The sequence below is a fragment of the Paenibacillus amylolyticus genome, assembly GCF_036894225.1.
GTDB classification, from domain to species: domain Bacteria; phylum Bacillota; class Bacilli; order Paenibacillales; family Paenibacillaceae; genus Paenibacillus; species Paenibacillus amylolyticus.
Window position 1 is genome coordinate 5,105,013 of record NZ_CP145892.1, and the last position, 19,578, is coordinate 5,124,590.

Here is a 19,578-nt window from a genome sequence, read left to right on the forward strand (position 1 = left end):
TTAGTTCAATAAGTTAGATGAACAGTTTCGTCCGGGTCTGCACCAGCTGATCCCCATAGTTCCCCTTCAACGCGATAACCGCCACCACTCCATTGAAGCAAGTAGTCTCCAGTACTCATACCCTGTGTGAAACCTTCTTTACTATTTATCCAATTCAAAGATTCCCCGGGAGCAATCGTTCTAGCGAAATACAATTTACTAGTATCTAAGTGCGTTAAACTAACATTGACTTCATGGCTACTATTGTTTTTCATAAGCAGTTTTATATGTATAAATTCCGGATTTACGGAAAAGGGTTGCTTTACCGTTGCGCCTCCAGAAGCAATAAAGTGGGACGGTTTGCTCTCTTGTTCGCTTAAAGACTTAGAAAGGGTTGTACTTTCGGACTTTCTTGATAATACACCAGTTTTTGGATTAGACATATTCTCATGAGTTGGACTTGTTGAATCACAGGCAGTTACGGTCGCTGTTGTTAAAGCTAATGATACAACAGTAAAAAATAGTCTCTTTTTCTTCATTACTTCATTCCTCGTATTCTTTTATTAGTTATTCTAAAAACCTATAAGAGGTTCCTCGTTGTTAACAACGCTATCAATCAATAAAAGTTACACCTGTAATTCACAAGATGGCATTGAGTTACCTTCCCGTTGCTGAACAAAAGCAGCCGATCAGGTTGATCGACTGCTGTCTGAGGTTTATTGAGCTACCGTATACTTTTAGTGTAACAAATGACGACTGATATCATTTGATACTTCAGTATCATCGAAAACCGAAATGCTTTTCAACTTCCAATAACATCTGATCTTTATTGGACTGAGATGTTCTCATAAACCATTTTAATTGATACTGCTCTGCTTGTTGCAGGTAATGATTCGATGCTCGAACCACCGTGTTTAATGTTTCGTCCCGTGCACGTTGTGGATCTGATAAATTAGGGAACACATCCTCCATGCCTCTCAGATGATCTCGATCCAGATACTCCGCTCGAATTAGGTCATCTTCTGCAAACATATAAACAACACGGTTGGGGTTAACAATCTCCCTTAGATAAGCAGGTTCCATAAAAGTATCTACTACGATTGGCTTCTCTTTCCCCATCTGTAACAAATCCAAAATAATAAACTCAACGCTTTCATCAAACACTGAATTCAACCAGTGACTTCTATCGTTCCCACTCCCTAAAAAGAACCATTCCCAATCAATGAAGTGTCGCAAAATTGCTGGATGATCCTGCCGATTAGCCTTTTTTTGATAATCGAAAGTGTGGTCATCTGAGGAATAATAATTCAGTTCCCATTTTGAAGAAAGTAACTTTGTCATCGTGCTTTTGCCGCCGCAAGGGCCTCCACATATCCAATAAACGTGATCTAGATATTGTCTTAATAGTCGGTCTGAAATTTTCATTGTACAACCATCCCCTTGTATAAGATTGTTTCTTAAAAGGGAGAATGTCTCTTTTTATTTGCATTAAATGTCCAGGTCGCTGGCATTGCTACACCGCCTTTCCGAGCTTAATTTTCTGAAAAATTCATTCTAGGAATCGCTTTTTACAAAGTAATTACCGTGAGAAAGAATCTGTTTGGTATCAGCAGTTAAATGATCTAAGTTATCCACCGTTTCATTTTCGGAAATGAAGGCGTCTTTCTCGGGTACCCTATTAAATGTTCCAAAAGAAGTCGTTATACTACTGACATTTTCTAGAGCTCTATTAATTTCCTCTTCTGATAATTTTACTGCAGGACCAAAATCCGGATAGTTTGGATTATCCGCTTTAGCATCATCATAATAATTACTCGCATAAATACTTAAAGCAGTCACTGCCGAAACAGTCATTAATAATGCCGTACTGATAAAGAATTTTTTCATTGGTGGTCACTCCTCAATCGTTTCTATAGAATGGGACCTGTGTTTTAGTAGAAACCAGATAAAACAACTACTGATCTGTATACTGCAAAGCGTGAATCGGTGTACCTTTAGTGACTTCACCTGTCAATGTATTGATTTCTAGTGGCTCTACTAAAACCTTCCATCCATTTTCGCTTTTGAAAATTTTATATGGAAGTGGTGGTGACTGTTCATATCCTTGTCCTGAATACTTTTGAACTACATAAAATTGAACTTCATCTGTGTTGATTTGTTTGCTTTACACAATTTCATACCCTAATAGAACCAGCAACAACACTGGCAAGTAAAAGCGATACTATTCTTTTTCCTTTCATGGATTGAGGACTCCTTTTTAGTGATAGAGTTGGTAATAGCGATCAAACTTTCTTTAGATCTATTTAGTATAACGCATTGAATTATTGGAAAGTTTTTATATTTATGAGAAATTTGTTTACATCTATCTTTCAACCTCTTTATCCAAACACTTCTTTACGCCCACCTCACTTAATGTTAGATTTTATAACATATCATTATGAAAGCGAGTGGGTTGAAGATGGATCTGCAACAGTTATTGACTATCCCCATTCTCTCCAAAGCAAAGGTTATTGCCGGACATCGCGGCCTTAATCGCTTGGTGCAATCAATTAATATTATGGATGCCCCAGATATTGTACAATTCCTGAAGCCGGGAGATATGCTGCTGACCAACGGTTATATCCTGAAGGACCGCCCTGATGCGCATCTTGCATTCATTACAGACATGCATGCAATTGGTTGTGCAGCGCTTGCTGTCAAGACACAGCGTTTCTCTCTTGAATTATCTCCGCAACTGCTTGCAACGGCCGACAGGTTGGGCTTCCCGATCATCGAGCTGTCTGAGATAGACAATACACTCGGTGAGATATTTCAACATTCGATCAGTGCCATCCTTCAGAACAAAACCCATGAGCTCCACTACGCCTTGTCTATTCACAAGCAATTTTCCACGATGGTGATGCAGGGAAAAGGCATACCATCCATCGTAGATACGTTGTCTCAGTTGCTATCCTCACCTGTACTTCTGCTTGGTTCGAAGAAGCAGATTACGGCAAGCTCCCATTATGCACAACAGATGGATCACCAGTCTCTCGCCGCGCCCTTACTGACTTTTATAGATGAGCACCCTTCCTTCCATACCGCAATCTCGATCTGCCTGCTTACTGCTGATAAATATCGACATGCCGAGCTTCATCCCATCTTCACGGATCGGCACGAGGGTTATTTGATCGCACTATACGACAGTTCCGCAAGCTCTAAGCTCTCCACTCTAGCACTGGAACAAGCGGTCAATGTGATCGGTCTGGAGTTAACCAAGAAGCAAGCCGTCAAGGAGCGCTCCCGCCGTTACAAAAATGAATATTTCTCCGATCTCATTCAGGGCTTCATTCGTTCGGAACAAGAAGCGCTGCATCGCGGCAAGAAATATGGGCTGCAAGCCAAAGGAAGTTCCGTTCTGATCATCGCCAAAAAGGATGAATCCTTAGCGGGCATACCTAAGCAGAACTCTACTCCCTCTGGGGAAGAGCGATTCATCTCGGAACGAGACGCTAATTATGAGCTGATTAAACAGGAATTCGCCAGATTGGATCTCTCCTTTGTCATGTTTACTAAGAACGACCAGTTCGGCATACTCGTTTTTTTGGCTGAATCGTCTTGGGACGAACACACCGTTGTTCAGCAGCTTGAGCGGATGGCGATCAATCTGTATACAGAGTCGCAGCTCAGCCTATCCTTCGGCATAGGTAATTCCTACACGAATGTATTGGATATTGGACTCTCCTACAAAGAAGCAGTCAAGGCGCTCCAATCCGGTTATCAGATGCGAAAGACCCGCTTCGCTCATTCCTATCAAACCATGGATATAAGCCGTCTGCTGCGCATGATTCCCCACGATGAGATGCTGCAGTTCCATCAAGAAACCTTTAAGCCCTTCAACGACCGAGATCCAAACGAGCGCAGCGAACTGATGAAAACCTTGTCCTCCTTCTATGAGAATCATTGCCAGATCGTCGATACAGCGAAAGAGCTCTTTGTACATCGCAATACAGTGATCTATAGGTTGGAGAAATGCGAGAAACTAACCGGCAGGAACATTAAGGACCCAATGGAGAGCCTTCGCTTCCGACTTGCCTTCGCACTTGAGTCCCTTTTGAATGTTAATCCAGCTCCTAGTGAAGCTAATCATACGTCTTAAATCGAGAACGTGTCATGTATAATGACACGTTCTTTTGTTTTCTTTTCATATTCAATTCACGTTCAATCTTCATTTGTGCATTTTAACTGATTTAATTCTATTTTTATGTTCAGAGTAACTAATGACAATGATGCAAACAGTCTATATGATTAGGAATATATTCATTAATGTCATGTTAATTAACATCGAATTACATCGAGAAACGAAAAAACATCAGGCTGTTGGAAAGGGGCTACCTATCATGGCTATACAGATACAAGGCGTATCCAAATCATTTGTCAGTGCAACCGGAGAAGATATTCAGGTCCTGGCTGAGGTTTCGATGCAAATCAAGAAACAGGAGTTCTTCAGTATCGTGGGACCGAGCGGTTGCGGCAAAAGTACGATTTTCAATATTATCGCAGGTCTGCTTAAGCCGACAAATGGGAAGGTTATCGTCTGTGGCGAAGAGATCGATCAGACCACCGGGCATGTCGGTTATATGATGCAGAAGGACCTGTTACTTCCTTGGAGAAGCATCCTGGACAATGTCACGCTAGGCTTGGAAGTGAAGGGCATGTCCAAAAAGGATCGCGGCGATATTGCCATGGATTATCTGGATCGCTATGGCCTGGCCTCATTCGCAGAAGCCTATCCCTCCACACTATCAGGTGGTATGCGCCAACGTGTAGCCCTCATTCGTACCCTCGTTACCCAGCCCGATATTATATTACTGGATGAACCCTTCTCCGCACTTGATTATCAGACCAGACTCATTCTGGAAGATGAGATCTTGTCTATCCTGAAATCCGAGGGCAAGACAGGCGTCCTGATCACGCATGACATTGAGGAAGCCATCGCCATCTCCGACCGCATTGCCGTTATGAGTAAACGACCAACAACTGTGAAGCAGGTGTATGACATTGGTCTCGCCTCGCAATATGGCTCAGCACTGAAAGCCCGCTCCGACCAGAAGTTTAAACAATATTTTGAATCGATCTGGTCAGAGCTTGATATCCAAATGGGGAGGATCAGCTAATGAAGAGCACATCACCTGAAATTACCCTTGCCGGAAAGCCTGCTGGAGTTGCGAAAAGCAAACGCAGACAGCCCACCTTCTCCAAAGAATGGCTGATGACGATGCTGTGGCGGTTCATTATTGTAGCGGTCATCCTGGTGATCTGGGAATCCGCTGTTCGCTTGAAACTCGTTAACGGATTCCTCATGGGATCACCAAGCGCCATTCTTGATGCCGCCATCACCATGGCTAGCTCAGGACAACTGCTTACAGACGCGTTTGCAACGGTAAATGCCACCGTTATCGGCTTTGTAGCCGGAAGCTTAATTGGCTCATTGGCAGGACTACTCATGTGGTATTCCAAGTCCGTTGCCCGTGTACTCGATCCATTCATTGTAGCGATGAATGGTATTCCGAAGATCGCACTTGCTCCCATGATTATCATCTGGTTTGGTTCAGGCATCTTCTCCAAGATTGCTCTGGCCTCCGTGGCGACATTTATCGTCGCGCTATTATCCGCCTACCAAGCGACGCATCAAATCGACGAATCCCAGATTAATCTAATGAAATCCTTCGGTGCAAAGAAATCACAAATTTTCCGCAAAATTATCATTCCTTCCTCTCTGCCATGGATCATCTCAGCCTTCCGGATCAATATCGGTTTGGCACTGGTGTCTGTTGTAGGTGGAGAATTCATCTCTTCAGATAAAGGACTTGGACACATGGTATTCGTCGAAGGTAACCTGTTCAACCTTCCGGCCGTATGGGTCGGCGTGTTCATGCTTATGCTGGTCGCCATGCTCCTCTACACCTGTGTCGGTTATATCGAATCCCGTCTCCTTCCATGGAATGACAACAAGACCAGCAGCAAATCCACATCTGTATAGCTGACCTACAACGATTAAAGGGGACTGATGACTAATGCGTACATTCAAAAAGATAGCTTTTCTAGCAACGATGACGGTTATTTTGACTACACTGCTCAGTGCATGCGGAAGCAATGCCACAACACCCGCGAGTGGTGCAGGTGCATCTAATAGCGGGGGGCAAGCAAATACGCAGGTGGACAAAATTATGGTCTCCGAGGTGTATCACAACCTGCTCTACCTTCCCTTGTATGTAGCGAACAACCAAGGTTTTCTAAAGGAGAATCGCATTGAGCTCTCTTCCATACGTGCTGCCGGAAGCGGTCCAACAGCATTGTCTTCGGTGATCTCAGGCGAGTCGGCGTTCTCCTTCCACGGTCCTGAGCATGTCGCATTTGCTAATGCAAAGGGCGGAGATGCTCGCTCACTGGTCCTTCTATCCGGCAGTGCCCCAGTCTGGGCAGTTGCGCGAGAAGGAGTAACCGTGAACTCGACAGCGGATTTCAAAGGTAAAACCATCGTGGTGGGTTTGGCACCTACAAGTTCGAACAGCTTACTGCGGAAGCTGTTCGCTGACAATAACATCGATATCGACAAGGATGTGACGATCACCGAGGTTCAGAATGGCTCCGAGCTTGGTGCTGTATTAGCTGGCAAAGCCGATATTGCTATCGTTTACGAACCTCAGCTGGATCAAGGCATTGCAGAAGGACTGCATATTGTCCATGATTTCACAAAGGATTACCCTGACTTTGCCTTTGCAACGATGAATACAACCGCAAGTTTCATTGAAAAAAATCCTGATCTCACCCAGCGCTTTGTCACCTCTATTGAACAAGCCCTGGACTACATTCAATCGAATCCTGAAGGCGCAAAAGCAGTTGCCGTGAAGGAATTCCCGAATCTGGACAAAAACGTCGTGGAGCAAGCGGTACAACGCATGATCGACAGCAAGGTATATCCTGCGGAAGGACTCATCAATGAATCAGCATTCGAGACCGCAATCGATATGCAACGCTTCATCGGCAATCTGAAGGAAGACCTCGCTTACGAGGAGATTATCGATTCAAGCTTCACCACCAAATAGAGAGAGAAAGGGTGATTACTCTGAACCAGGACGAATATCTCACACACCGCCGTACAGAAAGCGCCAAATATGCGGACGGAGTTATTACAAGCGAGGAGCTTGCCCTATTTACAACAGACTTGGAGCTGATTCGAAACTTCAAGTTGCCAGAAGAAGTAGGGCCCAATCCCCCGCATAGGAGCGTGCCTCTGCGATGATTACGAAACCACTTAACGAGCTGACGATTGCTGAAGCCGCAATACTGATTAAAAATAAGTTGATATCTCCTGTCGAGCTTACAAAATCCTATTTGAATCGCATTGAGAAAGTAGAGCCTTCTGTGCAAGCCTTTGTTACGGTCACCGCCGAACAGGCTTTGCAGGCCGCAAGAGAGTCTGAACAAAAACTGATGAATGGCGAATATCTCGGTCCTCTGCATGGTATTCCCTATGGAGCCAAAGACATTATCCATACCGCTGGCATACGCACCTCCGCTGGATCAAGTACCTTTCCAGACTTCGTACCCGGAACGAATGCAACAGTGATTGATAAGTTGCAAGCTGCAGGAGCTATCCTGCTCGGCAAGACAACAACGACGGAATACGCCTTTCAGGGAGGAGAACCACCAACCCGCAACCCATGGAATTTAGAACATACCCCGGGCGGTTCCAGCTCCGGCTCTGCCGCTGCAGTAGCGGCTGGCATGGCTTCCTTCACGCTCGGGACACAGACCTTTGGATCTCTGCTTAGACCCGCAGCTTACAACGGATTAACCTGTATGAAACCCACTTACGGCAGAGTTAGCCGTAATGGTGTCATCACAGCCAGTTGGAGCCTGGATCATATTGGCGCATTCACTCGGTCCGCACAAGATAACGCAATCGTTCTGGAAGCAATGGCCGGGCAAGATGAGCTGGACTCCTTCACGCTTCCTTATGGCAAGCCAGACTTAACAAGTGCTCTTGAGCATCCTATTTCAGAAATGGTAATCGGGCTACCGAGCAACTTCTTCCAAACCGATGAACCAGCGATCTTGTTAGCGGTAGAGTCGGCAATCGCTGTGCTTGAGAAGCTGGGCATGCAATGGAAGAAAGTTGACCTGCCCTCTTATATGGAAGAGACCATTGCTGCTCATCGTACGGTTATGCGGGCAGAAGCTGCCGCCTTCCATCAGGAACGCTTCGCGGAAGCCTCTGATCGTTACGGCCACACGATGCGGGAGCAGCTTGAACTCGGTTACCAGACGAGTGCCGTTGATTATTTGCAGGCACAACGCATCCGAACGATATTCCGGAGCGAGATGATGATGCTTTTCGATGAAGTGGATGTGTTATTGACTCCATCAACACCCTATGTGGCCCCATACGGCTACAAGACGGGGAGCCCGATTTTTAACGGACCGTTCACCAATACGGGTCTACCGTCCATCACCGTACCCATCGGGTTTGATACCACCTCAGGGAAGCAATTACCTATCGGCATGCAGCTTGCTGGTCCACTCATGCGAGAAGACCGCCTGTTGTCCATCGCTCATCATTATCAGCAGGCTACGAACTGGCATCAGTTAACACCAATCATACACATTCATTAGGAAAGGAATGACCGCTACGATGTCTACCATCATACATGCAAGTGCAGCACCCAAGTTCCCGCTTCCTTTCTCCCATGCTGTCCGCGCAGGAGATTTCCTCTACGTCGCAGGTCAGGTAGGTGTCGATCCACAGACGCTTGAGCCCATTGGCGGCATTAAGGAGCAGACGGAGCAGTGCATTCGTAATATTGAGGTGATCCTGCAAGAAGCCGGACTTACACTCGATCATATTGTGAAGGTAACCACTCATCTGGCCCGAGTCGAGGATCAACCCGAATACAACGAAGTGTATGCGCGAATGATTAAACAACCCTATCCCGCCCGTATTACCGTATTCAGCGGTTTAGGCCCTTATTTAATTGAAATGGAAGTGCTGGCGTATGCGCCTTCCATTCGAGGAGAGTAACACACACCAAAGAGCACCTGTAGCCATAGATGGGTACAGGTGCTCTTTTTGTTCTAGAAACCCGGTTCTCTTTTGAGAAAAGGGTTTCTTTTCGTATTCCTATTTTGTTTTGAAGCGAGATACTTCTTCGGCAAGTTGTTTGGTCAGTCCATCAATTCTCTGCACCATATCTGTCAAATGTTCCGTCATGCCGGACTGTTCCTGCATTGTTGCTGTGACTTCCTCAACAGAAGCCGACACCTCTTCACCGGAAGCAGACAAGTTCTGTGCCGCCCCAATGACGTCATCCTTATCACGTTCAATGGATTCGATCTCTGTGGCAATAGCTTGAACCTGGCTCATCATCTCATTCATATTCTCGGTGACAAAATTGAATGTCTCCTTCGTCTGGCTAACGCTACTCTTATGCTGTTCCGCAATCGCTTCAATAGCCTGAACACTCCGGTTATTCTGCTCCACGTGATCAATGGTCTGCATCACAATTCGGTTGATATCCTCCGATTGAGCTGTCGTCTGCTCTGCCAGCTTGCGGATCTCAGAAGCAACGACTGCGAAGCCACGTCCCTGATCACCAGCTCTCGCCGCCTCGATTGAGGCATTCAACGCAAGTAATTTCGTCTGATTTGCGATCTCGGCAATCGTACCTGTAATCTGGTGAATGCCGGAGGAGCTTTCGGCGAGTTGCACTGTAATTTTGGAGATGTTACCAACTTCAATCTCGTTCTGTCCGTTCACCGCAATGAGTGCATCAATAACTTCATGATTATTTTGGAAAGCATCCGTAATTTCATCTGCCTTGAACTTCACTGCCTGCGACATTCCATTCACGTTGGCAATCTTGTTACCAACATTCATGAATTTGTCCACAATGGCTTCCGTATCGTTCGCCTGGGACTCCATCGCTCGTGAAATCTCAAATGCTGTTGTCGTTGTTTCGGCAATCGTGGTCGAAGTTTGCTGAGTGGACTGTTCCAGCTCGGATGTACTTGTTTTCAGGATGCCGATGGAATGGTTCATGCTGGAGATCAGCTGTTTATTACCTGCTGCCATGGTATTGAAGCTGTCCACCAATTGTTTGAATTCTCCGCTATATTTACCTTGAGCCTGCACCGTCAGATCGCCGTCAGCAAGCTGTCTGAACAACACAGTTAGTCTGGTAATTGGTCTGGTTACCAGCAAAGAGATCAGAATACCCGCTACGACGGAAACCGCAATAGCACTAAACAGAACAATATACATCTGTTTTGCCATCGCACGCAAAGGTTTCTGCACATCACTCAGTTTATCTTCAACAACGACGGTCCAGTCGGATCTTGGGATTTTGGAGTAATACGCGACTTTCTCATCTGTGCTAATATCCCCTTGCTGCAGTTCAGCGCCAGGAGCAAGATCTATCAATGATTGGTATTCGCCGGACTCCATCTTCTGGCCTGCCAACTTCTCATCCGCTGAATCGTAGATGACCGTACCTACACGGTCCAGAATGATCACTTTTCCCTCATCATTAATATTGATATTTTGTAGCTGATTAACGAAGAACGAGGTGGATGCTGCAGATACGAGCACTCCCTGTACTTCTTGATTCTCATTGTAGATTGGCATGGCAAAAGCCGTACCTAATTGTCCTGAGGACTTGGCTACAATCCCTTCGCTAATCACGTTTTTACCCTGAATTGCTTCTTGAAAATATGCCCGATCTCCGCGTTCTGCCTTGATAACTGCCGGATCATTCGCTGCAATAATAATGCCATTCCGATCCAACAAAATCAGACTGTTGTTACCTTCCATACCTGCCAGACTGTCCGCGAGAATACCACTTGCCTTATCCAGCAGCTCATTGTTTTCCGAGAAAAAGTTCTCACCTTCCTGTCCATCCGTATTTCGAATCTCCAGCAAATCCTGGAAGGTCCGATGTGTTGTGATCAAAAAAGTGGATTGTTCTTCCAAACTTAGTGAAGCATACAAACCTGCCCCCACCCGGTCCGAGGTTGCTTTAATCTCATCTTTGCTTTTGTCGAGTGTGATGACAGCCGCTACAGTGTAGGATACTACTGCAGTTACCGCCAGTACGATACACACCAGCAGACTGATCATAAGTGGCAGTTTGACTCTGAACGACATGTTGCGCATGCGTTCTCTTGCCTTGCTAAATACCATGATTACATTCACCATCCATTTTCATTTTCATCATTATGAAGTCCAAATTCTATGTATCTACTTTATATCGGTCGATATCAAATAATCTGTAAGCTGTTTCGCCAGTTATACTAGGTCAAAGGCCACTGCAAACGATTGGAAAATGAAGACTTTGGGTTAATACAAAATATGACATCAACATCGTATACTATATGAAATACATATCGTGCAGGAAGAGGGACAACGCATTGAATCCGAAAATGCCTACTTTATTAAATGTCGAATAGGAGAAGTGATATGGCAAAAACAGCATTACCTACGCTATTAAATGTCGTGCGCATTTTGTTGAGTGTAAAACTGATCTACGTGATTGTGTCCTTTATCGTGTTCCTCATTGACTTCAACCAGAACCTGGAGACCTATCTGGGTTTCTTACGCAAAGGAGATGATCTGGCTTACGCCTCTGGCGTAATCTTAGCCAGAATGTTGTTTATCATCGGTCCCAGCCTGCTTGCTGTTATATTCATCACCAAAAGAAAGTTCAAGCTCACCGTGACGTTTCTGAGTCTGGCGCTATTCGTTTCCATTCCAAATGAGAGTAACCTGTTCACCCTGATTCATCTCTTTGCCCTGCTTATCGTGCTCTTGCATCGTCCAAGCAAGTTGTATCTGAAACGAAAGGATACCCCTGTCAATGAAGCCGTAGTTGAACCGAAGAATTAATTCGAAAAGCGATCACATGACATTGAAGCCTAGAAAAAAAGGGAGAGCGCACAAGATATGATGTCATAATAAAAAAACAAGGACGTTCCTATGTATTACAGGAAGGTCCTTGTTTAATGTGACTCATTATACAAAGTGATTGTTAGATTTACAATTACAGTGCAGCTTGATAAATTTGTACTACATCTTCACGCTGCAAGTTTTTGAAGAATCCGAACGGACCAAATCGCATAGCTTTATCAGCCATTACGTCAATCTGACTGTCGTCGATGTCATAGTCCGCCAGACGGCTAGGGGCACCAATCGAAGTCCAGAATGTACGCAGCGCTTCAATCCCTTCTTCAGCAACTTGTTTGTCCGACTTTCCAGTAGGATTAATATCAAATACATTAATGGCCATACGTTTGAATCGATCTACATCCACATCCAGATTATGCTTCATCCAGTGTGGGAAGAGGATTGCAAGACCTCCCCCATGAGGAATGTCATACACAGCCGATACAGCATGTTCTATATTGTGAGAAGCCCAATCTCCGGCAAGACCCATATTCAGGACATCGTTAAGCGCCATTGTTCCGCAGTAGAGAATGGTTTCACGCAGTTCATAGTTTTCTGGATCTTTAATCAGACGAGGGGCCGTATCAATAACGGTACGAAGAATCGTCTCACAGAATCCAAGCTGGACCGGTGTATTCGTATCCAGATGGAAATAGTGTTCAAACACATGAGACATCATGTCTACCATGCCGTATACTGTCTGATCCAGTGGTACGGTGTATGTGTACTCCGGATCAAGAATGGAGAACGCTGGGAAAGAATACTCGCTGAACCATGCCCATTTTTCCTGCGTGTCCTGATTGGTTATTACTGAACCGTTGTTCATCTCGGAGCCTGTCGCTGCCATCGTTAGAATTGTCCCCAGTGGAAGGCCGCCTTCTGGGGTTGCTTCGCGCACAACAACATCCCACATGTCTCCATCGTATTTGGCTCCTACTGCGATGGCTTTCCCGCAGTCAAGCACACTGCCGCCGCCAACCGCAAGAACCAGATCAATGTTATGTGTTCTGCATAGTTCTACACCCTTATGAACCGTAGACAGACGAGGGTTCGGTTCCACACCAGCCAGTTCCGTAACCTCTGCTCCGATTTCATTCAACTGGCTGATTACCTGATCGTACAGCCCGCTACGTTTGATGCTTCCACCACCATATACAAGCAAAATACGCTTTCCGTATTTTGGAACTTCGGTTTGTAGTGCTTGAAGTTGCCCTTTGCCAAAAATCAGCCGGGTCGGATTATAAAACTGAAAAGATCTCATAACGTATGTTCCTCCAAAGAAATCTGAAATTTTGTGCATCCACCATTATAGTTCTCTTTATTCGTAAAAACAAATACAGGCAAGAAGGAGACAACAGATGAGTATGGAGTCTGTCATGGCTAAACACTGTTTTCCTGGACCAAAAAGCTCCTGCCAGCAAAGTGGCAGGAGCTTACACCACAGAGATTCAATATAACCATCGCATGCTTCCATAACAGGATGGTCTACATCCCCTCAGAAATTAAGAATTCGATATTTAGGTTCTAACCCAGATCGGCAATCCGCTGTCCAATACGAGGAAACAGCCCAAAGGCATTCTCGTAAAAGACTTTATCATGATGCTGTTCCGGTACAAGTCGACGGACAAATTCGGCATACAGATCGATGGGCGCAAGCGGCCAGTCGGTGCCAAACAGCATCTTCTCGTAATGATCCGAATAGACTAAGGCCCGGCGGAAATGATCCATGAATAAAGGTTCGTTCATGAACCGTTCAAAATGAGGCCGATCTCCCACCACAAGACCAGACAAATCCGCATACACGTTAGGATTCTTCGCCACCACTTCAGCAGCATCCATCACCCAAGGATCACCCAGATGACAGATCATGAAGTTCACACCGCGCTGTTGCAAGGCTAATTCATCCACCGTCAGTGGATGCGAATACTTAAGCAACCCATTCATGGAGTACGTGTCACCCGTATGAATGACAACAGGCAAGTTGTACTTGGCTGCAAGTTCATAGACCGGAGTATAGATTTTGTCATACACATAGTGATGATAGTATCCGGCATAGAGTTTGATTCCGGCTACTTCAGGGGATTGCAGTCTTGCTTCAATCCGGTCAAGCTCGTCCTGCGCATTTTTACCATCTAGCGCATTGGGATTAATCCCCACACATTCCATGAGGAATGACGGAACTTTCTCTTCCAGATCAAGTCCCATTGGGTTAGGAGAACTGGAATCCGGGAACGCTCCCTTCGTCTGCTCCGTAACCCCCATTCCGATACCCATAATGACGTCGTTTTTATCAAACTCCGCTTTAAGACCAGCGGCAGAGTAATCCACTTTAGACAGATCGATCGCTGTTCGGTGAAAGCTGTCGATGTCCGACAGATGAATGTGAATATCAATGATCGACATGTGCAGCCTCCTTTTCATCGTTAGAAGTTACAAAATTCAGTTTGAGAAGGTCATGCACATCCGCTGAACTCAGCGGGATCTGTCCCAGAACCAGATATGTCGGCTCCGTCAAGACCGTCTTCCCCTGCTGGAGTGTCAGATGATGATGTACATTCAGACCCGTCACCTGATTATTGGCAAACCCCCACGCACTCTGATTCGGGTAACGATGGACCGCATGAAGCATGTTTTCACGCGAAACCGATCCTACTCGCAAAAGGTCTTCAAGTGGCAGGCCCACATCCACCTTGCCCAGCGGGAATCGATCTTTACCCGGTTGCTCTATCCAACCTTCCGCAAATACAGATGAAGGCTGGAGGAAACGTTCCTCCGCAAGCGAGTAATCCGTCAGCGTCAGGCCGCTTTCGTTGGTCACGGCAAGCAGCGTGCATAGCACAGGAACACCCGGGAGCATCAAATAATGCTGGTGGATCGTAATTCCCCGATTCGCTTCATGCTTCTCAATCCGGGTGGTCAGTTTTATGCCTTTCCAGACATTACCGTATTGATCCTTGTGCTCAGTCCAGGAAGCGACTCTTTGTTCCAACTGACGGCTGAAACCATTCATGCCCGGAACCCCCACACCCAGTCCGCCGTACCACGGATTCCACCACGAGCGTGGAGCCGGTTCAGGGTATGAGCTATCCAGCCATTCTTCTCCTGCATATTTCAGAGAGTGTACTACGCTCCCGAAGTCAGGAGCAACGGAGATCGACAATACTCCATTGTCTACGGTGTACACAGGGCCAGACGAACCTTCTTCAATCATCTGCTTCACCTCTGTTCCGCTCTGCGGGAACCAAAGGGCCGTTCGCTCCTGGACCCGATCTTCGCCCCGGTATATCCCACGAACTTTCCAACCACTCTCGTGCTGGTCTCGGTCCGCTTCGTCTGGTGAAAATGTCAGCTTGGCGGAGTTTAGATTCTGCTCCGGATTGAATTCCTTAGCGTTTGCCATAACCTCCGGTTCGCCACCCTGCTGCACATACAGCTCCAGCTTGCCCGCAAGCGGAACCAGTTTGTGTTCAGTCAACGTTGCTTCTAGCACATCCGGGCCAAATGGATTCCCCTCATTCAGTGTCAGATCCAGATGACTGTCCAGCAACGGAATGACCGGGTTACGCTCCTTCCGTGCAAACGCACGGAAATCATACCATTTGGCAAACGTGTTCAAAGCATATACAGTTGCTTTGGTCCGTACAACGGCTCCTGCGGCAATACGGCCAAGCTCATGCTGCAACCCCAGCGTGTATTCCGGGCGAAGCAGCTTCAGAGAAGGGTCCCAATAGATACCGCTGGCACCATACTCTTCTTTGCAGAACAGCCAGTTCTCCGTAATCTGTGAGCTATTCCAATGGCTCGGATCGCCAGCGTAAGAATCCCCCATATCCACAAAACGACCTTGGTAAGGGAGGATTAGCTGGTTTCCGTAGAAACCGAAGTTATTCATCAGAAACAGGTCTTCTTCCCAGGCGGTGTCTCGTGTATTTTCAACCTCTTGGTGGAATTCGGCGACTCCATTCGCAGACAGCTTGACCACGGACTTAATCTGCAAGCCAGGGAAATCCTCCGAATCATACAGTGCTTCAAGAACCTGACGTTCACCTTCGGGATAAATATTCACTTCTTTTGCTTGTTTCTTGGATAACTCTTCGGCAAACGGCTTACCCAGCTTCGGATAAGTCCACCAGAATGAATGACGGGAACCGGGATATTCAATCCACATGTTATTATCTTGCTTGCTCATATGAAGAGAGAATGCACCATTAACAGCCACCCATTGATCCTCAATCTGCCCGCCATATTTCCCTTCGATTCCCTTCATCAGTACAGAAATTTTGCTTGTAAAAGAGATCGCATGGTTCCCCACTGGGACAGCCGTCACTTCTACTTCTTGGGAATAGAGACCATATGAACGCAAGGTGAAAGGCACCGGCACAGACATTTTACCTTTGGCTGGCACCGTAAAGCGCACCGCACGCTCCGCCCATTCAAGGAATTCATCCTCAGGCAGGTCTAAGCTGAACTCCGTTTCGGCATCCACATTATTTTCCACGTTCAGAACCAACTCCGCCGAGACGCCTGGATAAAGCTCCTTCACAGGCAGGATAGTCTTGATCTTGGCCGGGAATTTCGGGGCAATACCCAACCTGAACTCCGCTTTCTTACCGCCGATCAACCAGGTGCTGGCAATAACGGGATGAGTCTTATTGTTATTCTGTTCCTCTGTAATCGGATCAAGGTGAAACTCACCTTCCACGATGATGGTTTCTCCCGGAGCCACTGCTCGTGCAACGTCCAGCGCAAATCGAATCTTTTTGTTATCCTCACCCTTGATCTCGACTGCCAATTCGGACGTAGAAGTGTTCTTAATGCGATAGCGAACCTTATAGCTGGAACCGAATACCAGATCATGATCATCGACGTCTGTTGAGATTTCGTAATCTGGTGTTTCGAGGGCAGTCAGCCCGCGACCCGACTTTTCAAATTCAGCCCGCAGGGAGACATCTCCCTTTTTCCACGTATAGTCAAAGAAATCAAAACCACGCTCCCGTCGGCCATCTGGCTCGACCACGAGTTCACGCGTGCTATCTGCATACCAATCCAACTCCTCAAAATAAGGAGCAAGTGCTTCGGTCTGCAAAATGGTAGGGATGAAATTCATCAGATGCACATTATCGTCTTTTTTCTCCCAGAAGAATCCACATTTCTTGTACATCGGTACAGCCTTCGTGTTGCCTGCCCATGTGAACAGATCCAGGCGGGGCCATCCGGCCTCCACGGTCTTGCGCACAGCATTCAGGATCAGGTTACGTCCGACCTTATAACCGTGATAGTCTGGGCGTACGTTAAGTAGCGGTACATATAGCGCTCTCTCGTCATAGCGGTAATGAGCAAAACTGCAGAAGCCAACAACCTCTTTCTCATGAACAGCTAGAAATGCATAAAGATTGGACGAACTCTCCATCTCCCGGCGAACGGTTTCCTCTGTTCTAAGGTTGGTGCCACCTCCCCAGCTTTCATTACTACGGTTCCACATATCCGCGAGTGCGGCAGCGTAAGAGGGATCGTATTCAATAATATGGATTTGATCAATAATCGAAGTTACTGTCATATTTGGATCTCCTTATCTTTATCTATAGGATGGTCTTTGTGAACTTTCGATATGGCCTTTGCCCGATAGCCGCAGAGATAATACAGGCCATGTTTGAAGAAGCTAGCGATAGTCTTATCATACTATAAATGGAAGCATTTTCAGAGAATTAAAAATCTTTCTTTCCAACTTATATGTGCCTTTCGGAAGCTCTTGTTAGAAGCGTCAAGGATGGACGAATCTATTTAGGCATGAAAGAAAAAAACCACGTCTTTTAGTTAGACGTGGATTTAGGAATATGATCAGCTACTAATTTTCAATTATGCCAATATAGAACGGACATTGCGTAGAACTGATTTCATAAATTCAGAGGTTGGTTCGGCATGCCCCGCAATTTGGATACGTCGTTGCCGCACATCAAGACTCTTCAACTGATCCGTCAAAACACCACCTGAAAATGGTAGCTCTTCTGGTAGTGTAACTTCAAAAGGATAATCCTTGGCTTGGCTCGTTATGGGACATACAACGGCAAAACCCGTTATTTCATTGAATTCAAGTTCCGATAGAACAATAGCCGGTCGTCTCCCGGCTTGCTCGTGACCCGCTTGAGGATCAAAGTCAAGCCATATCAGATCGCCTCGTTTGGGAATAATCAAAGTAACTCGTTCCCTTCAGTGCCAAAGTCTATTTCTTCATGTCTTGTATCCTGTTTCACTTTAGAGAGCAAAGTCTTTAGATGGTTACGTAGTTCCTCATTGGACTCTACAGGCTTGGTTTTTGGACGCAACAACAATTCATTATCTTCTGTCACCAAAATCTCGATTTCCGAGCCTTCTTCCAGATTAAGACGCTTAAGCAATTGGTTAGGAATGCGAATTGCACTGCTATTTCCCCATTTGCTAAGTGTGGCTGTAGTCATGGCAATCCCACGCCTTTCGTTTGATTGATGCTCCAATTATACCTCACCTCCCTACAGTTGTATATCTATATGATATACATGAAACAATAAAAGGATACATTGTATACAACCATAAAATAATGATTGTACAGCCTATGATTATGAATAGATATACCATTGGTATAAAGCAAAATAAGCATATCATTGCCTGGTATCCACTTCTGTATGAAGTGTCAATGAATCCATGCCTTATGTACGGGTAAACATATTGCCGCAGTGTGTCCTGAAATGGCCTTTCATGTGAACTTTGACAAGCTCTATTCGCTATTGTTACTCTTTGTACAGGAGTGTTTCTTTTATATATAAAAAAAGATAGATTCATGGAGGGAAAGCATGACAGAATGGATCACGCAATTTATACTCTTTTTTAAAGATTTGTCATACGCAGGTCTCGTTATTGCCTTGTCGTTTGAATTCGTACCTGCTGAACTTGTGCTGCCCATGGCGGGATATTGGGTGTATCTTGGGGATATGAAGCTTTGGCTGGCTATTCTGGCTGGTACCGTAGGCGGAACGTTTGGACCTCTGACGTTGTATGCCCTGGGACGATACGGTGGCAGACCGATGGTCGAAAAATTCGGCAAGTATTTCTTGATTCGCCCCCACCATCTGGACGCTTCCGATAAGTTCTTCGAGAAATATGGCAGCGGGGTAGCTTTCTATGGACGTTTTGTACCCGGCATTCGGACGGTGATCTCAATCCCATGTGGAATGGCGAAAATGAATGTGTTTAAATTCAGTATCTTTACATTCTTGGCCATGCTTCCGATCACCTCATTGTACATTTACTTAGGCTTCAAATTAGGCTCTCAATGGGAGCATGTGGATGAGATTGTTAAGCCTTATATCGTTCCGGCAGCGGTGGTTTTCTTAAGCGCTTTTGGATTGTACGTGCTTTTGAAACGTTGGAAAAGAAGAACGGCTCAAAGCGAGTCATAGGCTTGCTGAGGAAATGCGGGCTGTATAGTAGAGTAGCTGGTATTGATGAAAAAAATCCTTACTCTACATGGCCTGTGGTTATGATTTGTTAAGATACTAGTGATAGATGATATACCGTACTAATCTAATCGTATGTTCATATGCAAAGCCCCACCGATCATGGCGATCAGTGGGGCTTTATCAGTT

At 45.8% G+C, this 19,578-nt stretch carries 17 protein-coding genes; 8 read left to right on the forward strand and 9 right to left on the reverse strand.

Features of this window, described 5'->3' with window-relative positions; all coding sequences use genetic code 11:
- Nucleotides 1-5 precede the first annotated feature (5 nt).
- The 3 genes from V6668_RS22595 to V6668_RS22605 form a co-directional block, all read right to left on the reverse strand.
- Nucleotides 6-518, reverse strand: a complete 513-nt coding sequence (locus tag V6668_RS22595; RefSeq protein ID WP_338706802.1) for a hypothetical protein — start codon at nt 516-518, stop codon at nt 6-8.
- A gap of 241 nt (nt 519-759) precedes the next feature.
- Nucleotides 760-1,404: a hypothetical protein gene (locus tag V6668_RS22600; RefSeq protein ID WP_338706803.1), complete on the reverse strand. Its 645-nt coding sequence runs from the start codon at nt 1,402-1,404 to the stop codon at nt 760-762.
- Nucleotides 1,405-1,533: 129 nt separating this feature from the next.
- Complete coding sequence (locus V6668_RS22605; RefSeq protein WP_338706804.1) at nt 1,534-1,866, reverse strand: hypothetical protein; 333 nt, start codon at nt 1,864-1,866, stop codon at nt 1,534-1,536.
- Nucleotides 1,867-2,437: 571 nt separating this feature from the next.
- Between V6668_RS22605 and V6668_RS22610 the strand changes: the two genes are divergently transcribed.
- The 6 genes from V6668_RS22610 to V6668_RS22635 all read left to right on the forward strand — a co-directional run bounded on the left by V6668_RS22610 (nt 2,438) and on the right by V6668_RS22635 (nt 9,043).
- Nucleotides 2,438-4,117: a PucR family transcriptional regulator gene (locus V6668_RS22610; protein ID WP_338706805.1), complete on the forward strand. Its 1,680-nt coding sequence runs from the start codon at nt 2,438-2,440 to the stop codon at nt 4,115-4,117.
- A gap of 241 nt (nt 4,118-4,358) precedes the next feature.
- The gene (locus tag V6668_RS22615; RefSeq protein WP_036617567.1) at nt 4,359-5,135 is read left to right on the forward strand and encodes an ABC transporter ATP-binding protein; all 777 of its coding nucleotides are present in this window, start codon (nt 4,359-4,361) and stop codon (nt 5,133-5,135) included.
- The gene (locus V6668_RS22620; RefSeq protein WP_338706806.1) at nt 5,135-6,001 is read left to right on the forward strand and encodes an ABC transporter permease; all 867 of its coding nucleotides are present in this window, start codon (nt 5,135-5,137) and stop codon (nt 5,999-6,001) included. The genes V6668_RS22615 and V6668_RS22620 overlap by 1 nt, the downstream gene beginning before the upstream one ends.
- Before the next feature lie 34 nt (nt 6,002-6,035).
- Complete coding sequence (locus V6668_RS22625; protein ID WP_338706807.1) at nt 6,036-7,067, forward strand: ABC transporter substrate-binding protein; 1,032 nt, start codon at nt 6,036-6,038, stop codon at nt 7,065-7,067.
- Between the two features lie 193 nt (nt 7,068-7,260).
- Nucleotides 7,261-8,637 (forward strand): amidase, encoded by a 1,377-nt coding sequence (locus V6668_RS22630; RefSeq protein ID WP_338706808.1) that lies wholly within the window; start codon nt 7,261-7,263, stop codon nt 8,635-8,637.
- A 19-nt stretch (nt 8,638-8,656) separates the two neighbouring features.
- Nucleotides 8,657-9,043 carry a RidA family protein gene (locus V6668_RS22635; protein WP_047843941.1) on the forward strand — a complete coding sequence of 129 codons (387 nt, stop codon included), beginning with the start codon at nt 8,657-8,659 and terminating at the stop codon, nt 9,041-9,043.
- A gap of 99 nt (nt 9,044-9,142) precedes the next feature.
- On the opposite strand, the gene V6668_RS22640 is transcribed toward V6668_RS22635, so the two are convergent.
- Entirely contained in the window at nt 9,143-11,200 is a 2,058-nt protein-coding gene (locus tag V6668_RS22640) for a methyl-accepting chemotaxis protein (protein ID WP_338706810.1), read from the reverse strand.
- A gap of 276 nt (nt 11,201-11,476) precedes the next feature.
- Between V6668_RS22640 and V6668_RS22645 the strand changes: the two genes are divergently transcribed.
- Nucleotides 11,477-11,902: a hypothetical protein gene (locus tag V6668_RS22645; protein WP_338706812.1), complete on the forward strand. Its 426-nt coding sequence runs from the start codon at nt 11,477-11,479 to the stop codon at nt 11,900-11,902.
- Between the two features lie 154 nt (nt 11,903-12,056).
- On the opposite strand, the gene V6668_RS22650 is transcribed toward V6668_RS22645, so the two are convergent.
- The 5 genes from V6668_RS22650 to V6668_RS22670 all read right to left on the reverse strand — a co-directional run bounded on the left by V6668_RS22650 (nt 12,057) and on the right by V6668_RS22670 (nt 18,450).
- Entirely contained in the window at nt 12,057-13,220 is a 1,164-nt protein-coding gene (locus tag V6668_RS22650; RefSeq protein WP_036674351.1) for an iron-containing alcohol dehydrogenase, read from the reverse strand.
- A gap of 263 nt (nt 13,221-13,483) precedes the next feature.
- A complete protein-coding gene (locus V6668_RS22655; protein ID WP_036617253.1) occupies nt 13,484-14,362 on the reverse strand; it encodes an amidohydrolase family protein in 879 nt (292 codons plus the stop codon).
- Nucleotides 14,349-17,516, reverse strand: coding sequence for a GNAT family N-acetyltransferase (locus V6668_RS22660; RefSeq protein ID WP_338706815.1), 3,168 nt, complete (start codon nt 17,514-17,516; stop codon nt 14,349-14,351). Before V6668_RS22660 ends, V6668_RS22655 begins: the two co-directional genes overlap by 14 nt.
- Before the next feature lie 299 nt (nt 17,517-17,815).
- Nucleotides 17,816-18,151 carry a type II toxin-antitoxin system PemK/MazF family toxin gene (locus V6668_RS22665; protein WP_338706816.1) on the reverse strand — a complete coding sequence of 112 codons (336 nt, stop codon included), beginning with the start codon at nt 18,149-18,151 and terminating at the stop codon, nt 17,816-17,818.
- Nucleotides 18,148-18,450, reverse strand: a complete 303-nt coding sequence (locus V6668_RS22670; protein WP_017687001.1) for an AbrB/MazE/SpoVT family DNA-binding domain-containing protein — start codon at nt 18,448-18,450, stop codon at nt 18,148-18,150. Before V6668_RS22670 ends, V6668_RS22665 begins: the two co-directional genes overlap by 4 nt.
- Nucleotides 18,451-18,786: 336 nt before the next feature.
- Here V6668_RS22670 and V6668_RS22675 point away from each other — a divergent pair, with 336 nt between their 5' ends.
- The gene (locus V6668_RS22675; RefSeq protein WP_338706817.1) at nt 18,787-19,392 is read left to right on the forward strand and encodes a DedA family protein; all 606 of its coding nucleotides are present in this window, start codon (nt 18,787-18,789) and stop codon (nt 19,390-19,392) included.
- Nucleotides 19,393-19,578: the final 186 nt, after the last annotated feature.